13 protein-coding genes are annotated in these 16,050 nt (G+C 66.0%); 6 read left to right on the forward strand and 7 right to left on the reverse strand.

Going from position 1 to position 16,050, the window contains the following annotated elements; genetic code table 11:
• Window position 1: 1 nt before the first annotated feature.
• On the reverse strand, window positions 2-1,567 hold the full coding sequence (locus tag VSR34_RS05220; RefSeq protein ID WP_342962028.1) for a DHA2 family efflux MFS transporter permease subunit: 1,566 nt from the start codon (window positions 1,565-1,567) through the stop codon (window positions 2-4).
• Window positions 1,568-1,838: 271 nt separating this feature from the next.
• Between VSR34_RS05220 and VSR34_RS05225 the strand changes: the two genes are divergently transcribed.
• The 3 genes from VSR34_RS05225 (at window position 1,839) to VSR34_RS05235 (ending at window position 4,870) form a co-directional block, all read left to right on the forward strand.
• Window positions 1,839-2,489: a dienelactone hydrolase family protein gene (locus tag VSR34_RS05225; RefSeq protein WP_028210283.1), complete on the forward strand. Its 651-nt coding sequence runs from the start codon at window positions 1,839-1,841 to the stop codon at window positions 2,487-2,489.
• A gap of 308 nt (window positions 2,490-2,797) precedes the next feature.
• A complete protein-coding gene (locus tag VSR34_RS05230; RefSeq protein WP_028230416.1) occupies window positions 2,798-3,853 on the forward strand; it encodes a rod shape-determining protein in 1,056 nt (351 codons plus the stop codon).
• 231 nt (window positions 3,854-4,084) lie between these two features.
• On the forward strand, window positions 4,085-4,870 hold the full coding sequence (locus tag VSR34_RS05235) for an alpha/beta hydrolase (protein ID WP_028210281.1): 786 nt from the start codon (window positions 4,085-4,087) through the stop codon (window positions 4,868-4,870).
• Between the two features lie 69 nt (window positions 4,871-4,939).
• On the opposite strand, the gene VSR34_RS05240 is transcribed toward VSR34_RS05235, so the two are convergent.
• Window positions 4,940-5,341 (reverse strand): hypothetical protein, encoded by a 402-nt coding sequence (locus tag VSR34_RS05240; protein ID WP_028230417.1) that lies wholly within the window; start codon window positions 5,339-5,341, stop codon window positions 4,940-4,942.
• Window positions 5,342-5,698: 357 nt separating this feature from the next.
• Here VSR34_RS05240 and gltA point away from each other — a divergent pair, with 357 nt between their 5' ends.
• Both gltA and VSR34_RS05250 read left to right on the forward strand, forming a co-directional pair.
• Window positions 5,699-7,000: a citrate synthase gene (gltA, locus tag VSR34_RS05245; protein ID WP_028230418.1), complete on the forward strand. Its 1,302-nt coding sequence runs from the start codon at window positions 5,699-5,701 to the stop codon at window positions 6,998-7,000.
• A 246-nt stretch (window positions 7,001-7,246) separates the two neighbouring features.
• Entirely contained in the window at window positions 7,247-9,526 is a 2,280-nt protein-coding gene (locus VSR34_RS05250; protein ID WP_028210278.1) for an amylo-alpha-1,6-glucosidase, read from the forward strand.
• 46 nt (window positions 9,527-9,572) lie between these two features.
• Here VSR34_RS05250 and VSR34_RS05255 read toward each other — a convergent pair whose 3' ends face one another.
• The 4 genes from VSR34_RS05255 to VSR34_RS05270 all read right to left on the reverse strand — a co-directional run bounded on the left by VSR34_RS05255 (window position 9,573) and on the right by VSR34_RS05270 (window position 14,028).
• Complete coding sequence (locus VSR34_RS05255) at window positions 9,573-10,667, reverse strand: asparaginase (protein WP_342962029.1); 1,095 nt, start codon at window positions 10,665-10,667, stop codon at window positions 9,573-9,575.
• Between the two features lie 132 nt (window positions 10,668-10,799).
• A complete protein-coding gene (lhpI, locus tag VSR34_RS05260; RefSeq protein WP_342962030.1) occupies window positions 10,800-11,708 on the reverse strand; it encodes a bifunctional Delta(1)-pyrroline-2-carboxylate/Delta(1)-piperideine-2-carboxylate reductase in 909 nt (302 codons plus the stop codon).
• 69 nt (window positions 11,709-11,777) lie between these two features.
• Entirely contained in the window at window positions 11,778-13,019 is a 1,242-nt protein-coding gene (locus tag VSR34_RS05265; protein ID WP_342962031.1) for an FAD-dependent oxidoreductase, read from the reverse strand.
• 97 nt (window positions 13,020-13,116) lie between these two features.
• Entirely contained in the window at window positions 13,117-14,028 is a 912-nt protein-coding gene (locus tag VSR34_RS05270; RefSeq protein WP_342962032.1) for a LysR family transcriptional regulator, read from the reverse strand.
• A 155-nt stretch (window positions 14,029-14,183) separates the two neighbouring features.
• Here VSR34_RS05270 and VSR34_RS05275 point away from each other — a divergent pair, with 155 nt between their 5' ends.
• The gene (locus VSR34_RS05275; protein WP_342962033.1) at window positions 14,184-15,209 is read left to right on the forward strand and encodes a DUF1338 domain-containing protein; all 1,026 of its coding nucleotides are present in this window, start codon (window positions 14,184-14,186) and stop codon (window positions 15,207-15,209) included.
• Between the two features lie 22 nt (window positions 15,210-15,231).
• Here the strand turns inward: VSR34_RS05275 and VSR34_RS05280 are convergent, their stop codons facing one another.
• A complete protein-coding gene (locus VSR34_RS05280) occupies window positions 15,232-15,864 on the reverse strand; it encodes an XRE family transcriptional regulator (protein WP_042289481.1) in 633 nt (210 codons plus the stop codon).
• Window positions 15,865-16,050 lie beyond the last annotated feature (186 nt).

Here is a 16,050-nt window from a genome sequence, read left to right on the forward strand (position 1 = left end):
GTCAATGCGCGCCCGCCGCGCCGCCTGCGCCGCCCCTCGTCGACTTCGTGATCCAGATGAGCGGAATGATCATGAGAAAGATGATCGCCGAGATATAGAAGATGTCGTTCAGTCCCATCATCGCGGCCTGCGTCGTGAGCTGAAAATCGAAGAGCGCGCGCGCGGAGGGCTCGCTCAGGTGCAGCACCTTCTGGGTCTGGTCGATTGCCTGGACGAACGTCGGATTGTTGACCGATGCCTGCTCGGTGAGCCGCGCGTGATGGAGGATCGTGCGGTTGTTCCACGCGTTCGTGGCGATCGACGTCCCCACCGCCCCGCAGAACACGCGCACGAAATTCGAGAGGCCCGCTGCCGCCGGCACGCGGCTCGGCGGCTGCCCTGCAAGAATGATCGCCGTGAGCGGCACGAAGAAGAGCGCCATCGGGACGCCTTGCAGCGTGGGCAGCACGAGGTGGAAAGTGTCGATCTCGATCACGTACTTCGATCGCATGTAGAACACCAGCGCGAACAGCACGAACGCGATCGTCGCGATGATGCGCGCGTCGGAGCGCGGCAGCAGCCGGCCCACCACGGGCGAGAGCAGCAGCGCGAAGACGCCGAGCGGGGCGGTGACGAGGCCCGCATCCACCGAGCGGTAGTTGAGGTACTCCTGCATCCACTGCGGCAGCAGCACCAGATTGCCGAAGAACACCGCATACGCCACCGAGATCGCGATCGTCCCGCCGAGGAAGTTGCGCTGCCCGAAGAGCCGCAGATCGACGATCGGATGCGCCTCGGTCAACTCCCACACGAGAAAGAACGCGAAGCTCACGAGCGCGACGATGCCGAGCGTGACGATCACGGGCGAGTTGAACCAGTCGAGGTCCTTGCCCTTGTCGAGCATGATCTGCAGCGAGGCGACCCAGGCAACGAGCAGAGCGAGCCCCACCACGTCGATGGGCGGCTTGCGCGTGGCCGATTCGCGATGGCGGTAGATCGACCACGTCACGAAGGCCGCGAAAAAGCCCACCGGTATGTTGATGTAGAAGATCCACGCCCAGTTGTAGCTATCGGTGATCCAGCCGCCGAGCGCGGGCCCCGCGATCGGTCCGACGGTCGTCGTCATGGCCCAGAAGGCGAGTGCGCTGGCCGATTTGTCCTTCGGCCAGGAGCCGAGCAGAATGGCCTGCGAGAGCGGAATTAGCGGGCCGGCCACGGCGCCTTGCAACACGCGCGCGACGAGCAGGAAAGGCAGGCTCGGGGCGATGCCGCAAAGCCACGAGGCGAGCACGAACGAGAGGATCGAGGTGACGAAGAGGCGCACCTGCCCGAAGCGCTGCGTGAGCCAGCCGGTGAGCGGAATGGACACGGCGTTGGCCGCCGCGAACACGGTGATGACCCACGTGCCTTCATCCACGGAAACACCGAGATCGCCGGAGATGGTCGGAATCGCGACGTTGGCGATCGACGTGTCGAGCACGTTCATGAAAGTCGCGAGCGAGACCGCGACGGTACCGAGGATCAACTGGCCTCCGTGGAGCGGAGGCGGCGGCGCGGGCGGCGCGGATGACGCTGCGGGCTGGCTCAAGCTTGTTCTCCGTGGGTCCGGTTTGAGGCACAGAATACCTGCATTCGCCCGCGGCGAAACGGGCGCCTGGAAGCATCCCCATGCCCCGCAGGGTCATCGCGACAGCGAACTGGCACCCGGTGGAGGGGCTTTACGTAACGTGAGGAAATGCAGTCTTTCATACACGCGGCGGGGGGCGCGCGTATCCTTGCGCCTGCCGCACCGCGCATAATGCGAGCGCTGGACACACAATACTCACAATTCGACAACGCCCTCGAGGGGAGACCCGACCATGAGCTGGGAAGCATTCGAAGGAGGCTGGCGTCTTGCGCCCGCCGCAGGCGCCGCGCGCGCACTCGTCGTGCTGCTGCACGGCGTGGGCAGCAATGCCCGGGACCTGACGCCGCTCGCCGATGTCTGGCGCGACGCGATGCCCGACGTCGCGTTCGTTTCGCTCGATGGCAGCGAGCCGTTCGATGGGGGCTTTGGCGGCCGACAGTGGTTCAGTCTGCGCGATATCAGCGAGAGCAATCGGGAGGCGCGCGTGATTGCCGCCTCTCAGGTGTTCGAGCGCCGGCTCGGCGCCGAACTCGCCCACTGGGGCCTCGGCTCTGACGCGCTCGCGCTCGTCGGCTTCTCGCAAGGCTCCATCATGTCGCTCTATCACGTGGCCACGCAACCCTCGGGCGCCGCGGCCGTGGTCGCCTATGCGGGCCGGCTCGTCACGCCCGTGGTCGCGAAGAGCCGCACCGTGCTCACGCTCGTGCACGGCGAGGACGACGAAGTGATTCCGGCCAGCGAACTCGAGCGCGCGGCCTCGGCGTTCAGCGACGCGGGATTTGCGGTCACTGCCTTTGCTCTGCCGGGCGTCGGCCATACGATCACGCCCCAGGGCGTCATGCTCGGGCGCGACGCTTTGGTTCGCGCGCTCGTTCACGCCTAGCCGGGAAGTGCGAGGTCGGACCCCGTTAATCGGCGCAAATCGGCAAAAACGAGGCATCCGCTGCGTGGGCGGGTGTCTTATTTCGGCCACTTTTGCCGGCTAATCTATGCAGTTTTTCTGGGCACGGTTAAAGTTCGCGCCGGTCGCGGCCGTTAAAACGGGGAGTCGCCGCGAACCTATGGGCCGCGTCGGCCCGTTCCGCCCGGCGCGCGGTGACTTCGCGCTGGATAGACGAGGACGCCATCGGGAATGCCATCCGGCGGTGTTTCGTCTGCCGGGCTGCTAAAAAAACCGCACATCAGACCAATATGGCCCGAGCCAAGCCGCATTCCCTCTTTTCCAAAAGCCTGTTCCGCCAGGACGTGGCGCTCGATCTTGGCACGGCCAACACGCTGATCTATACCGCCGACAAAGGCATCGTGCTGAACGAGCCCTCCGTGGTCTGCTTCGAGCGCCGCGTCGGCGCGAGCGAGACGACGGTCGCCGCCGTGGGCAGCGAGGCCAAAGATCTTCTTGGACGCACGCCGGGCAACCTCGAGACGGTGCGTCCGCTTTCGCACGGCGTAATCGCCGACTTTTCCGCCGCCGAGCACATGATGCGCCGCTTCGTGGCGATGGCGCAGCCGCGCCGCCTGCTCGGGCGGCGCGCGGCGTTCACGGTGTGCGTGCCGGCCGGCGCGACTCGCGTCGAGCGCCGCGCCGTTCGAGAGGCGGCCTTCGCGGCGGGGGCGGCGAGCGTGAACCTGATCGGCGAGTCGCTGGCTTCGGCGCTGGGTGCGGGCCTGCCGGTGCACGCGGCGACGGGTTCGATGGTCGTGGACATCGGCGGCGGCACGACGGAAGTGGGTATCGTCGCGCTCGGCGGCGTGGCGTGCAGCGGTTCGGTGCGCGTGGGCGGCGACCAGTTCGACCGCGCCATCGTCGATTACGTGCGCGCGCTGTACGGTGTCGTGCTCGGCGATCAGACCGCCGAGCATGTGAAGAAGACGATTGGCTGTGCGCTCTACGGCGAGCCGATCGAACGCATGCGCGCGACCGGGCGCAGCATGGAAGACGGTCTGCCGCGCACCATCGAGATCACGAGTCACGACGTGGTGGACGCACTGGCCGCGCCGTTGCGCGTGGTGATCGGCGCGGTGCGCCAGGTGCTCGAGACGGCGCCCGCCGAACTCGTCACCGATATCGCCGACAGCGGCATCGTGCTCACGGGCGGCGGCGCGCTGCTCGGCAGGCTCGACCAATGCCTCGCGGCGGAGCTTGGCGTGGCCGTGCGCGTGGCCGATGAGCCGCTCACCTGCGCGGTGCGCGGCGCGGGCGCGGCGGCGTCGCTCATGAGTGAGCACGCTTTCGAGATGGTCGAGTAAGCGGCCGCCCGCCGCCTGCATAAAGACGCTGGCGGGCGCATGAGGCAGCACCCTCAGCGCACCGCATTTCGCGGCGCGGGCATGGGACAATACGCCACTTTGCCGGCGTGCGCCGCGCCGGGCCTCCCTTTGCCGCGCGCCGCCGATCCGTTGCTTCCTTATCGTCCAGCCGTGAACCCAGCCGCTTTTCCGGCCCCCGGTACGTTCATCGAATTGCCCGGCGGCTTGCCCATGCCCTATGTCGAACGCGGCGAGGGCGAACTCCTTCTCTTCGTGCACGGCTCGCTTTGCGATTACCGCTACTGGCAGCCGCAGCTTGCGGGTCTCGCGCGGCAGTATCGCTGTGTCAGCGTGAGTCTCACGCACTACTGGCCTGCCGGCGACGCGGCGCGTGGGCAACCCTTCAGCTGGCGCAGCCATGTCGACGAACTGGCGGTGTTCGTCGATGCCCTCGGCGCGGGGCCGGCCCACGTGATCGGCCATTCGCGCGGCGGCAGTGTCGCGTTCCAGTTCGCGCGGCGCCATCCGCGGCATGTGCGCACGCTCACGCTCGCCGATCCAGGCGGCCCGGTGCAACAGCCGGGACAGACGCTCGCCACGCTGCCGGAGACCGTCAACGCCCTGCGCGCGCGCGCGGTGACGCTGATCGAGTCGGGGCAGGTGGATGCGGGGCTGGAGCTGTTCGTCGATTCGGTGAGCCGTCCGGGCTTCTGGGCAAAGAGCACGCGCGCGTTCCGCCGCATGGCCACCGACAACGCGCACACGCTCGGGCCGCAGTTCAAGGATCCGCTGCCTGCGTATACGCGCGAGAGCGCCGCCGAGGTGCAATGTCCGGTTCAGCTGATCGATGGCGCGTTGAGTCCCGAAGTGTTTCACCGGGCCGTGGCCGCACTCGACGCGTGGCTACCCGACGCGCGGCGCGCCAGCGTGGCGGGCGCATCGCACGGGATGAATCTGGCGCGGCCCGCGGCCTTCAACGAATTGATCGATCGATTCGTGAGCGGCCACGGGCGCTGAAGCGGGAAGGGCGGGCCCTTCCGTCGGTTCCTTTGATGCGTGAAATGTCGTAGTCCGAACGACTTCCGCTCAATCGCGGCCGTGCGCGTGGGCGTCGAGCTTGTGCTCGGCAGCTTCGCCCACGAGGCCCGCGTAGTAGAGATGGACGCCGATCGCGAGCGAATCGTTGCGGATTTCGTGGAAGGCCTTCCATGCCTTCACGGGATCCTTGAACACGAGATAGTGCGCTTCCTGCGCAACCAGGCGGGCGACCTGATGCAGGCCGTGACCGTGCAGCGCGTCCACGAGGGCGTCGAGGCTGCGGTGCGTGCGCGCGTCGGTACGCGGATACAGCATGTGCAGCACGGCGACGCGTTCGCTGGCGAGCGCCGCCGAAAGCGCGACCACGATGTCCTGGTGATTGAGTGCCGTGACGACGGCGCCCGCTGCTTGTTCGTCTTCCGCGAACAGGGTGTCGACCGAAATGTTCATCTGTTGCTTCCTTACGTTTTTGCTTTAAGCGTGCGTGGTGATGAAAAGCCCGCGAATGAGAACGGGTTCATTACAAAATGCAAGTAATGGAAAACCCTTGCATGTCAAGCAGTATCGCAAAGGTGGGGTGCGACATGTTGCGCTGCAGAGCAAAATATTGTTGCGGGAATCGACGTTAAGGAAGCCGCAAGGTTCGCAGTGTTGCGGGCTGGAGGAGGGATTGTTGCGAGCTGCGCTATCAATCGATGCTGCACCGCGCCTTAGAATGCGGCGAGCGGTCGCGGCAACGCCGGCCCGGACGATGAAAGACCGGCGGCTGCGTCCTGTTGCGAAATGACAGCAATTCAAGGACATCAAATGATCGATTCGAAGACACACGCCACGCTCACGATCCCCGGCTTCGCTGAAGGCGTTCAGTTGCCGGTCTACAAGGGCGCCATGGGCCCGGAAGTGATCGACATCCGCAAGCTGTACGGCCAGACCGGCATGTTCACGTATGACCCGGGCTTCATGTCCACGGCGTCGTGCAACTCGGCGATCACCTATATCGACGGCGACAAGGGCGAGCTGCTCTATCGCGGCTACCCCATCGACAATCTCGCGCAGAACGCGGACTTCCTCGAGAGCTGCTACCTGCTGCTCAAGGGCGAGCTGCCCACGCAGCAGCAGAAGGACGAATTCGTGGCCTCGGTGAAGAACCACACGATGGTTCACGAGCAAATGCACTTCTTCTTCCGGGGGTTCCGCCGTGACGCACATCCGATGGCGATTCTGGTGGCGGCGGTCGGCGCGCTGTCCGCGTTCTATCACGACTCGCTCGACATCAACGACCCGCGGCATCGCGAGGTGTCGGCGATCCGCATGATCGCGAAGCTGCCGACGCTCGTGGCCATGGCGTACAAGTATTCGATCGGCCAGCCCTTCGTGTATCCGCAAAACGACCTCTCGTACAGCGCGAATTTCATGCGCATGATGTTCGCCGCGCCCACCGAAGAGTACAAGGTCAACGACGTGCTAGTGCGCGCGCTCGACCGCATCCTGATCCTGCACGCCGACCACGAGCAGAACGCTTCGACCTCGACTGTGCGTCTCGCGGGTTCGTCGGGTGCGAATCCGTTCGCGTGTATCGCCGCGGGTATCGCGTGTCTGTGGGGTCCGGCGCACGGTGGCGCGAACGAAGCCGCGCTGAACATGCTGGAAGAAATCGGCTCGCCGGACAAGATTCCCGAGTTCATCAGGCAGGTGAAGGACAAGAACTCGGGCGTGAAGCTGATGGGTTTCGGCCATCGCGTGTACAAGAATTACGACCCGCGCGCGAAGCTCATGCGCGAGACTTGCTACGAAGTCCTGAACGAACTCGGCCTGCACGACGATCCGCTGTTCAAGCTCGCCATGCAGCTCGAAAAGATCGCACTCGAAGACGAATATTTCGTGTCGCGCAAGCTCTACCCGAACGTCGACTTTTACTCGGGCATCGTGCAGCGCGCGCTGGGCATCCCGACCTCGATGTTCACCTGCATCTTCGCGATGGCGCGTACGGTGGGCTGGATCGCGCAGTGGAACGAGATGATCGCCGACCCCGAGCAGAAGATCGGCCGTCCGCGTCAGCTCTTCGTCGGCGAAACGCCGCGCGCAGCGTTGCCGATCGCACAGCGCTGAAGCTTGCGGCGCGCCGCTAAAGGCGTGCTGCGCGTACATTGAACGATATTGCCTCCACGGGCGCCCGCACGTCATACCGTGCCGGCGCCCGCAATTTTTTCCGCGCACGTTCCTTGCAGACGCCGCGCATCGCGTCGGTTTCGATGCCTGCGTCATGCATTCATCGCCAACGCATCCGCCGAAGCCACTACAATCGAGCGGAAGCGAATGTACCGTAACTCACCTTGATGTGACCGGAGGCATGCAATGCAGGATCCTGAAACACTCGGTGGCGTCACACGCTCGAGCGGCGTGGATCATCCCGTGCAAGACGCCCGGGAAGCCGATAGCGCATTCATCGCGCCCGAAACCCCCGAACTCGCGAGCGCCGACCAGCACGTGCTGAAGTCGGGCGGCACTTTCATCGTCAACGATCCGCTCGGCGACATCACGGGCATCGACGACGGCCTCTTCGTCAATGACACGCGCGTGCTCTCGTCGCTGCGCCTCACGTTTGGCGGGCGCGTGCCTTCGCTGCTCTCGGGCAGCGTGAGCAGCGACAACGCCGTATTCACGGCCCACCTCACGAATCGTCCGCTGCCGCCGCTCGGCGGTGCGACCACGCCGGAAGGCGTGATTCACGTGGAGCGCGAGCGCGTGCTCTCGGGCACGATGTTGACCGAGGCCATCGAACTCACGAACTACGGCACGCAAGACGCCGTGGTGCCGCTTTCGATCTCGTTTGCAAGCGACTTTCGCGACATGTTCGAAGTGCGGGGCCTGAAGCGCGAGAAACGCGGCACGCTCATGCCGCCGCGCGTGGAAGACGGCGAGGTGCGGCTCGAGTACATCGGGCTCGACAAGGTGGCCCGGCGCGTGCGCATCGAGTTCTCGCCCGCCCCCAGCAAGCTGTTCGCCGACCGCGCCGATTTCACGGTGGATCTCCCTCCGCAGGCCTGCGTCTCGATCTATCTCACGGTGGCGATCGAAGTCGAGGCGCTGCCCGGTGCCGCGCCGGGCACGCAGAGCGCGGGCATCTTCCAGCCCGCGCATTGCCTCGCAAACTCGAAGGAGCAGCGCGTGGGCCGCGCGGCCGTGCGCGCCGCGCTGGTCGATTCGCATATCGTCATGCGCGAACGCCGCCGCGCCGCAGGGCGCCTGCGCTCCAGCAATCCGCTTTTCAACGCGTGGATCAACCGCTCGATTGCCGACCTGGGCCTGCTGACCACCGATCTGCCGACCGGCCCGTATCCTTACGCGGGCATTCCGTGGTTTTCCACGCCGTTCGGCCGCGATGCCGTCATTACTTCGCTGCAGACGCTGTGGCTCACGCCCGAACTCGCGCGCGGCGTGCTGCGTTTTCTCGCGGAGCACCAGGCGCGCGAGGACTCGGCGTTCCGCGACGCGGCGGTCGGCAAGATCATGCACGAGATGCGCAAGAGCGAGATGGCGGCCACGGGCGAAGTGCCGTTCGCGCTCTACTACGGCGGGGTGGACACGACGCCGCTCTTCGTCGTGCTGGCGGGTGCCTACGTCGAGCGCACGGGCGACCTCTCGCTCATCGACGAACTGTGGCCCTCGCTCGAACTGGCAACGGCCTGGGTCGCGGGTGTGTGCGACCGCAACAAACTCGGCCTGCTCGACTATCGGCGCGAATCGGAGGGCGGGCTGGCGAACCAGGGATGGAAGGACAGCCACGATTCGGTGTTCCACGCAGACGGCCGTTTCCCCGATGGCCCCATCTCGCTCGTCGAAGTGCAGGCGTATGCGAGCGCGGCGTTCGAGACGATGTCGCGCTTCGCCACGCATCGCGGCCAGGTGGAAGACGCGGCCCGCTATGCCGCGCGCGCCGCGAAGATCCGTCAATGCGTGGAAGAGAAGTTCTGGATGCCGGAGTCGGAGTTCTACGGCATTGCGCTCGACGGTCATGGCGAACTGTGCCGCGTGCTGGCGTCGAACGCGGGGCATCTGCTCGCGTTCGGCCTGCCGCAGGAGGAGCGCGGCCGCGCCGTGGCGGAAATACTCGAATCGGCGCTCTTTCACACGGGCTGGGGCGTGCGCACGCTGGCGGCTAGCCAGGCCCGCTTCAATCCCATGGCCTACCACAACGGCTCGGTGTGGCCGCACGACAACGCACTGTGCGCGCGCGGCCTCGCACGCTATGGCCGCAAGGCCGCGGCGGTGCGTCTCCTGCAGGCGCTGTTCGAGGCCGCGGTGACGTTCGACATGCGTCTGCCCGAGCTTTTCTGCGGCTTTCCGCGCCGCCGTGGTGAGCCGCCCACCGCGTATCCCGTCGCTTGTCTGCCGCAAGCCTGGGCCGCGGGCTCGCCGTTCATGATGCTCGAAGCATGTCTGGGCGTGACCATCGACGCGGCGCGCAACGAAGTGCGTGTCGAGCAGCCGATGCTGCCCGAAGGCATCGACTGGATGGAGGTGGGGGATCTGCGCGTGGGCAAGAATACGGTGACACTCATGTTCCGCCGCGTGGACGGCAAGGTCGTGGCGTCCGCCGATCGCAGCGACGTGAAGGTGGTGGCGCTGCTTTGAGCGTCAGCGCGGGCGCCGCATTCCATTGGCGGCCCGCGTCAGCGCTTCATCCTTGCTTGCCAGGCGGGTGATCGACGCGCTCTAGTGCGAACCGGGGCGCAACGCGACCCGTCTCGACGCCCATCGTGTTGACGATGGGCGGGGCGTCAAATTTGCTTAGTCCTGCGATCTGTTCCGTGGTGCCGATGCCCAGTTGCCTGAGCACCGCCACGACGGTTGTATAAAGCGCGGTCTGATCGCCGTCTTCGATCTTGATCGCGATACCCAGCGCGGGGCCGCCCGTGTGCCGAGCGGTCGCTGCGCTTGCGCGCACGCCGATCGCATAGCTGCCCGCCGCGCCCACCTTGCCGACGAGCGCGCCTTCGAACGCGCGCATGAGCGCCGTGCAGAAGCGGCCTTCGCCTGCCACGAGTTCGGGGTATGACGTCATCGCGCGATAGATGTGCGCGAGCGCCTGCGTGCGCGTGTCGGTCGGTGCGCTTGCGGCATCCGCGCGATCCTGCGCATCGGCGAGCTTCACGAAGAGCCGCGCGAGCCGCTCCAGCGGGAACGCGGGCGTGGGCAGATTGCAGCCGTCGATGGCCCACTCGACGCCCGTCTCCGGAAGATCGCAGACCTCGGCCACGACACGCTTCACATGCTGCTGCAAGGGGTGCGACGGGAGATGGTAATCGGCCAGCGCGGCGCCGATGGAACGCGCGCCGGCCAGCATGCCCGCGTGCTTGCCCGAGCAGTTGCTGCACACCGCGCCCGGCGTGAAGTCGCGTTTGATCCACGCCCTGTACACGGCGTCGGAGAGCGGCGCGTGGCCGCCGCAACGCAGGTCCGCTTCCGCGGCGCCAACTTTGGCGAGCATCGCGAGCACGCGCTCGATATGGCGGTCCTCGCTGCTGTGCGAGGCGCACATGAGCGCGAGGTCGGCGTCGTCGAAACCGAAGCGCGCGAGCGCGCCCGTCTCGGCGACAGCGAGCGCCTGCGCGGGCTTGGCCGCCGAGCGCACGAGCGTCATGCGATGCGGATTGCCGAGCGCGTAGAGGAGGCGGCCATGGGCGTCGACCACGGCGATGTGGGCGACATGCGTGGTTTCGATCACATCGCCGCGCAGGACTTTTACGGCGGGTTGGGAGGCGCTCGTCGTCATCGCTGAATTAACTTTGATCTCGGGTTTCGATCTCGCTTGCCGCCTCAGGAACGGCGGCGAAAGCGCGCGGTGCGCGCGGTCGCCGTGCGATTTTAATCCGTGCGCGCGGACGGTGGACTCGCCCGCATCCTCTCAGCGCATTTGCCGTGCGACGCGGGCCGCCGCGAGATCCCACGCGCCGCTGCCTACCGTCTTCAGCAGCACGGGACTGTCGTAACGTGCCGCGCCGGCTGCCACGGCGGCGCCGATCGAGCGCACGTTCGCCCAGTCGATGCCGGCCTGAAGCAGGTCGCCGGCTTCTTCGCGCGCGGCCGCCAGGTCGTCGACGAACAGGCGGCTCGCGCGCACCGTTTCCTGCGCGATCTCGGCGGCGTCCGGGGTGAAGGAGCCGACGCCGATCACCAGCCGGTCCTTGCGCGCCGGGCACTCGTACACGGGCGTCTTGCTCGTCGTCGCGGCGATGACCGTATCGACCTCGTCGGGCACCGCGCCGCGCGCGGGCGTCAAGCGCACGCCGGATTGCGCCATGCGGGCGCGGAATGCTTCTTCGGAAGCCTCGGTCCTGCCTTTTACGTAGAGCATTGCTTCAGGATGCAACTGGCCGATCGCCTCGGCATGAAACCGCGCCTGCTGTCCCGTGCCGATCAGGAGAAACGCGCGCGGCTTGCCGGCGTGCAGCAGGCGCACGCCCAGCATGGAGAGCGCAGCGGTGCGCCGGCCCGTCACCGTCGGGCCGTCGAGGATGAACTCGGGCTGGCCCGTCGCGCCATTGCATACCGTCACCGCGCCGAAGATCGTCGGCATACCCAGCGCCACGTTGGCCGGGCACACGCTCACGAGCTTGTGGATGGCGATGTCGTCGGCGCTGGCGGGCATCGAGAGCATGACGCCGTTGCCCTTGAGCGGCACGCCCGTGCGCACGGGGGCGTGAATGCGGCCCGCGTCGTGTTCCTGCGCGGCCGTGGCGAGGGCGTCGATCAGCACGCCGAAGTCGAGCAGGCGCGCCGTGGCGGCTGCGTCGTAGATTGCGATGGGCTCCATCCAGTGTTCTCTCCTGACGAATGTTGCGGTTGCGGTGTGGCTTCCGCCCACCGGCTTCGAAGCCGAGCCTCAAAACCGGTCGATGCGAAACGGCGCGAGGTCGACGGCGGGCGCGACGCGCGCCATCAATTGTGCGACGAGTTCGCCGGTGAGCGGCCCGAGCGTGAGGCCCAGATGCTGATGGCCGGTCGCCACGAACGCGTTACGCACGCCGGGCATCTCGCCGATCACCGGCAAATAGTCGGGCAGCGTCGGGCGCTCGCCGTACCAGCGGCTCGCGACCTGCGGTGCGCTCGCGCCGGGAAAAAGCGTTTGAAACTGCGTGGCGAGCAGATCGGCGCGGTGCCAGTCGGGCGCGTCGCGCGCGCCGAGTTCGACGGTTCCGGCAAGACGAATGCCTTGCGCCATGGGATTGCAGGTGAAGCCGCGCTCGACGAAGCTCACGGGCACGCGCAGCGTGTCTTGCGAGGGGGCGGCGAGCTGCACGTGATAGCCGCGTTCGTTGGTCAGCGCAATGTTTGCGCCGAGCTGCCTCGCAAGTTCGGCGCTGCGCGAGCCGGCCGCGATCAGCACCTTGGCGACGGTGCGAGTCTCCCCATTCAGCATGACGCCGATGCGGCCATCGGGGAGGGCGCGCAACGATTCGACGGCGGCGCGCGTGAAGCTCGCACCCGCCGCGAGCGCCGCTTCGAAAATACGCTCGACGACCTGCTGCGGATGCGTGACCGAAGCCATGCCCGGAAAATAGCGCGCATGGCTGATATGCGGCGTGAGCGACGGCAAATAGTCGCGCCGCACCTGCTCAGCCGTGAGATTCTCGTAGCGCACGCCATGCCGTTCGAGCAGATCGAGCTGCGCGCGTTCCGTTGCGCTCGCAACGGGACGCTCGTACACATAGAGCGAGCCGATGTCGCGAAAGAGTCCCGTGGAGATGTGTCTGTCGAGCAGACGGCGCCAGGCGTGCGCCGCCACCGTGACCAGGCTCGCGAGCGCGCGCGTGTTGCGCCGAAAGCGCGGGCGCTGCGCCTGGGCGACGAACTCCAGCAACCAGGGCGCCATGCGCGGGACGCTGCGCTTGTGCAGACGCAACGGGCTGTCGCGGCGCAGCAGCATGCGGGGCAGTCCGGCGATCGTATCGGGGCTCGCGAGGGGCGCGACGTGATCCACCGCGATCAGTCCCGCGTTGCCGAACGAGCAGCCTGAACCGGGCGGCGCGCTGTCGACGATATGCACGCGCATGCCGCGCTGCGCCAGGTTCAGTGCGGCGCATGCCCCGATGATGCCCGCACCGATGACGACGACGTCTTCCATGCCAGTCTCGCGACGAAGAAGTGGTTTGGTCCGATGCTAACCCAACTATTTCCGATAAGAAACTTTTTTCTTATCGTATGTACGTGGGCTACCGGGATCAGGCACGACCTTGCGAGGCGTTATAGGCGCTCGCGTGCTCGAGCAGCCATGCGCGAAAGAGTTCCAGCGGCTTGCCGTGGCTGAGCTCCGTGGGATAGACGAAGTAATAGCCGCCATCGGCCACGGCCGCGGTGTCGAACGGAATGACGACGCCAAACCGTTCGAGCTGGCCTTCGACGAAGAACTTCGGCACCAGTGCGATGCCGAGCCCGGCCGCTGCTGCGGCGATCAGCATCGTATGCAGTTCATAGCGCACGCCATGCATGGTGGCGCTGTCTTCCACGCCGAGATCGGAGAACCAGCGCGTCCAGGCGTCGGGCCGTGTGGTGGAATGCAGCAGCGGGTAGGCAAGCAGTTCATGCGCTTTCTTGATGGGACGCGCGACCAGCGATGGCGAGCAGACGGGCACGACCTCCTCGCCGAACAGATAGTCGGCCGAGGTGCCGGGCCAGGTTGGCTTGCCGTAGTGAATGGCGGCTTCGAAATGCGATTCCTCGAACGAAAACGTCTCGGTGCGCACGCCCATGTTCACGCGCACGTCGGGCGTGCGGTCGTAGAAGTCCTTGAGGCGTGGAATCAGCCACTCGGAGGCGAAAGTCGGCAGGACGGCCAGTTCCAGGTAGCCGCCGCCACTGCCGTGCGCAATGATGGAAAGCGTGTCGCGGTCCAAACTCTCAAGCGCACGGCGCACCTGCGTGCTATAGAGCCGGCCCGCACGCGTGAGCACGACCCGCTGCTTGGCGCGCACGAACAGGCGCACGCCGAGGTTCGATTCGAGCGTGGCGATCTGGCGCGACACCGCGCTTTCGGTGAGGAACAACTCCCTCGCGGCGTGCGTAAAGCTCTCGTGCCGCGCCGAGGCCTCGAACGCCGTGAGCGCACCGATGTTCGGGATCTTGAACTTGCGCATGTTGATTCCATAAACTCATCAAGTGACAATTTAATCTCGCTTTACGCGGCGTGCAACCATTCGAATAATTCATTTTACGTATACCCGGCCACGACACATGGCCGGTGGCCTGTTTGATCACCGCTCTTCGGCGGTCGTTTCCTGTGAGACTAGCGATGCACAATTCGAACGTAGAACGCTTGTTGTCGGCGCTGCTCGGCCACGAGAAAACCGAAGCCCTATTTTCGACGCTCAACTTCCCTTCGATTCTCGAAGACTGGGAAGCCGGCACCGTCACGCGCGCCGAGCTCGCCCAGGCAATGAACATGGCGCTGTTCGAAGGCCTGCTCGCGCGCTCGCCCAATGGCCGCACCTACACGAACGACGCGGTGGCGCAAGGCGGCACGGTGTATTTCGATCACGGGGCGCTGCGCACGGTGCGCTGGGCCCATAACGGCGCGCTGCCTCCGGGCGAAGCGGCGTTCACGCGCATCCTGCGTCCGCTCGGTTTTCGCTTGAACGGCCGCTATCCGCTCGACAAGCTCGGCATGACGGGCCGCGCCTATGCCCACGAAGACGCGCCCGACGAGATCGCGCAATTCTTCGTGAGCGAACTGCACCCCGAACGCTTTTCCGCGGCGTTCCAGCAGGCGGTGACGAACGTGGTGGGCGCGTCGAAGGATCCGCTCACGCCGCTGGCCATCGCACAGCTTTCAGAACTGGAGCGCGATGGCTCGCTGCCGCTCGATGCGGCGCTGCAACTGCTGCCCGTGATTGTCGGTGCGTTCGCCCGTCAGCACGAGGTGCCATTTATTTCGGATTACGAGACGTTGCTGCGTGAATCGGCAGAGATGGCCTGGATCGCGACGGAGGGCAATGCCTTCAATCACGCGACCGACCGCGTGGAAGACGTCTTCAAACTGTCCGACGACGAGAAGGCCAAAGGCCGCCCGATGAAGCCCGACGTCGAGCGCTCGCGCTCGGGCCGCGTGTTTCAGACGGCGTATCGCGCTGACACCGTGGTGCGCGAGTTCCGCGCGGCCGACGGCCAGCGCGTGACGCGCGAGGTGCCGGGCTCGTTCTATGAGTTCATCACGCGCAAGCGGACGTTCGATCAGGTCGCGCGCCGCTGGCAGACCGATTTGCGCTTCGACGCGGGCAATGCCACCGGCATCTTCAAGATGACCGCGAACGCGGCATAGAACGTGGCCTGACCGTGCCGGATCAAATGCCCGGCGCGCCGCGATCGCCATCGCGCGTGTCCGGGTGCGGCTCGTTGATGAGCCAGAGGACTTCGGCGTCTTCGTCGCTCGTGGAAACGGCCGCATGCCCCGTGCGGCTGTCGAAATAGATGCTGTCGCCCGCTTCGAGGTGGGTCGGCGCGTAAAGCTCCGAGTAGAGGCAAACCGAGCCGCTCAGCACGTAGAGAAATTCCTCACCCTCGTGCCGGCCCCATTCCGTGAACTCGTCCAGCGAGTGCGCCGTGACGCGGATGCGAAACGGGTGCATCGACTTGTGCGCGAGTTCCGTTGCCAGCAGTTCCATCTGATAGCAGCCCGCCGAATGCTGCTGGCCGCCGCCCTTGCGCGTGAGTGCGCGCCGTCCGCTCGCGCGTGGTTTCGGCACCGAACCGAACAGCTCGCCCAGATCGATCTTCAGGCCGTGAACGATCTTCTGGAGGACGTCGAATGTCGGCGACATCACGCCGTTTTCCACTTTCGAGAGCGTGGAGCGCGACACGCCGCACGCGCGGCTGGCCGCTTCGAGTGTGTAGTCGTGCTTCAGACGGGCCGCCTTGACGCGCTTGCCCAGTTCCACCGATGCGTTTTCTGCGGGCTTGAGAGATGGGGTTTCCATGCGGGAAGTGGGGAGGTGTTCGCCGGTTGTTCGTATCTTACTCTTTGTTTCCGATCATAGCATTCGCGTTTCGAGTGACGTTCATCGGTTCCGCGTTGTTATGAATAGCATGACGCAGCAAGGGGCGCGGATGATGATTCTGATGCGAACGCGATTGCACGCGGCATGGAATCCGCCGCTCCATGA

This window comes from Paraburkholderia sp. JHI2823 (assembly GCF_038900695.1).
GTDB classification, from domain to species: Bacteria; Pseudomonadota; Gammaproteobacteria; order Burkholderiales; family Burkholderiaceae; genus Paraburkholderia; species Paraburkholderia mimosarum.